Origin of the sequence: Streptomyces sp. NRRL F-5123, from assembly GCF_000721495.1 — a bacterium.
GTDB lineage: Bacteria > Actinomycetota > Actinomycetes > Streptomycetales > Streptomycetaceae > Actinacidiphila.
Window position 1 is genome coordinate 1 of the sequence record NZ_JOHY01000180.1, and the last position, 611, is coordinate 611.

The 611-nt window shown below is 73.6% G+C and carries 1 protein-coding gene; it reads left to right on the forward strand.

The window, feature by feature from the left end:
* Positions 1 to 611, forward strand: a 611-nt coding sequence (locus IH54_RS0138810) for a beta-ketoacyl synthase N-terminal-like domain-containing protein (protein WP_031526363.1), incomplete at both ends; no start/stop codon positions are given.

The following is a 611-nucleotide window of genomic DNA, read 5'->3' on the forward strand; positions in this document are numbered from 1 at the left end:
AGACGGCGTGGGAGACGCTGGAGCACGCGGGTATCGACCCGGCGAGCCTGCGCGGCAGCGACACCGGTGTCTACACCGGCGTGATGTACGACGACTACGGCAGTCGGCTGACCAAAGCGCCGGACGGCTTCGAGGGATACCTGCTGACCGGCAACGAGACGAGCGTCGCCTCCGGCCGCATCTCCTACACCTTCGGCTTCGAGGGAGCGGCGCTGACGATCGACACCGCGTGCTCGTCGTCGCTGGTCGCGGTGCATCTCGCCGCGCAGGCGCTGCGCCGCGGCGAGTGCGCGCTGGCGCTCGCGGGCGGTGGTGCGGGACTGCTGCTGCTCGAACGCCTCTCGGACGCCGAGCGCAACGGGCACCGTGTCCTCGCGGTGATCCGCGGCACGGCCGTCAACCAGGACGGCGCCTCCAACGGCCTGACCGCCCCCAACGGTCCCGCGCAGCAGCGCGTCATCCGGCAGGCGCTGGCGAACGCGGGGCTGACGCCCGACCAGGTCGACGCGGTCGAGGCGCACGGTACGGGCACGGCGCTGGGCGACCCGATCGAGGCGCAGGCCCTGCTGGCGACGTACGGGCAGGAGCGGCCCGCGGACCGGCCGCTGCGG